The following is a 1,866-nucleotide window of genomic DNA, read 5'->3' on the forward strand; positions in this document are numbered from 1 at the left end:
ATATGCGTATCAATATGTTTGACCAATTCAGCCATAAAAGGAATCGATCCTTTCAGAATTCCAATAAGAATTGGATTTTTCCCCTCATATTCTTTTGTTAGTTGCGCACCTAGCTTTTTAGCTGCTTCTGTAATTTCATCATGTGAAACGAGGATTTTTTTAATATCGTGTTCTAACATCTTTTTACCTATCTATTTTTTCTATATAAATCACAGTGTTCATTATATCATTTTTCGTGTTTTTACTCAAATCACTGGTCGCAATTCCTGAAATTGAGACAATTTCTCCAAATTGCTCAATAATAGGGGTTATTTTTCGTTTTTCAATAGGGATTTTTAAATCTATAAATAAGCGTCTCAGTTTCTTTCGATGACCATTCAGGATAATAACATCGCCAGGTTTTCGACATCTAATATGTACAGATGTTTCCCGTGAAACCGTTACTTTTTGAACAAAATCCCCTTCAATAGGGATGCCAAAGGAAAATAAATAGCCCATATATCGAACTTGATTTTGATAGTGTAACACAAGTTCATCTTCCTTTTCATCGGCCTGAGGACTGATTTTACAAATTTGAAACCGTTGATACTCTTTTATCAATTCGTAGCCATTTTTAAGAGAATGACGATACTGACTTTTCGTTGCTAAAATCTGTCGAACTTCAGCAAACTGAGCCTTTGTCAGATTTAAGTCTGGAAATTGATTAAGATAGTTTTGGAGCAAGATTCCTTGAGTTTGTTTTGAGTATGAAAAGAACTCATTCAAATCTTCCACATCAATTTGTTTCGAAAGTTCCGTTATTGTTGCTTGGTAATCTGAAATTTCCCTTCCTAAATCTAAAAGGGCGGATTTAAGAAGAGGATTTTCTTTTTCAAGCTCTGGTATATACCTATTCCGAATGCGATTGCGAAAATAGGTATTTTCCTGATTTGTTTGATCTTCAAAATGAACAATTGGTGGAAAGTCCTTTTTATGAAAAGGCAACAAGGGACGGAGGATTTCAATTCCATCAACTACTTGACTTTCTTTTATTCCTGTTAAATGACGTAGCCGACTTCCTCGAATCAAGCGCATCAAAATCGTTTCAACTTGATCATCTGCATGGTGGGCAGTAACCAAGGCAGTTGCTCCAACCTCTTTTATGATTTTCCTAAAAAAATCATAACGAAACTCTCGAGCACGCGCTTCTGAAAAGTCTCCTGAAAAGCATGTGATATAAATAGGAAGTTCAGCTGCATCAGCTAACTTCCTTAGTTCATTTTCCTCCCAATCAGATTCCCTTCTCTGCTTGTGATTGACATGTGCTAAAATCAACTCAATTTCCAACTCTTTCTGATAAGTAGACAATAGATGGAATAAAAACATTGAGTCCAGTCCGCCAGACAAAGCTAATACGACTTTAGAATGTTTTTTGAAATACTCTTTTTGGAGAAAATGATTTAAAAAATCCTGGTCCCTCATTTTAGAACCTCATAAACATCCTTAGCTATCTTAGCAATAGTATCATAATCAGAATTTTTGGTGAAAATGGAAAGAACGAAAGGAGAATCCGTATAAACAATGGCAGTGTCATGTTTAAACTCATCGGCATCTCCAATTTTATGAGCTACCTTAACCGAAACACCTTTTGCGATTCTTTGGTTGTCAAAATCAGTCTTACCTAGAGACTCTAAGACAAAACCATTCTGATTATAAATAGCTTCCATGACCTTTCCAGCCATTTTTGAAGAAGTCAATTTATCATTCACATCCCAATCCTCACCCATAATGGTGGACATTTTTTCTTTAAAAGCCCCGTCAGATTGATTGGTCACGTAATAACCTAAAATATTATGAGCAACATTATCAGACTCTTTTGTTACCTTG

Annotated in this window: 3 protein-coding genes; all 3 read right to left on the reverse strand. The window is 35.2% G+C overall.

The genetic code is table 11. From position 1 onward, the window contains the following. On the reverse strand, positions 1 to 179 hold a 179-nt coding region (locus tag GMD4S_RS08465; protein ID WP_008289642.1), incomplete at its 3' end, for a phosphoribosyltransferase family protein. Positions 180 to 183: 4 nt separating this feature from the next. After that, positions 184 to 1,461, reverse strand: a complete 1,278-nt coding sequence (tilS, locus tag GMD4S_RS08470; protein WP_001205564.1) for a tRNA lysidine(34) synthetase TilS — start codon at positions 1,459 to 1,461, stop codon at positions 184 to 186. Then, positions 1,458 to 1,866: serine hydrolase (locus tag GMD4S_RS08475; protein ID WP_000630341.1), on the reverse strand; the 409-nt coding region annotated here is incomplete at its 5' end. The genes GMD4S_RS08475 and tilS, both read right to left, overlap by 4 nt.

Source organism: Streptococcus sp. GMD4S, assembly GCF_000296955.1.

Excerpts from the sequence above, each read along its gene's own strand:
- tilS (WP_001205564.1), bottom strand. The coding sequence starts at position 1,461 with ATGAGGGACCAGGATTTTTTAAATCATTTTCTCCAAAAAGAGTATTTC.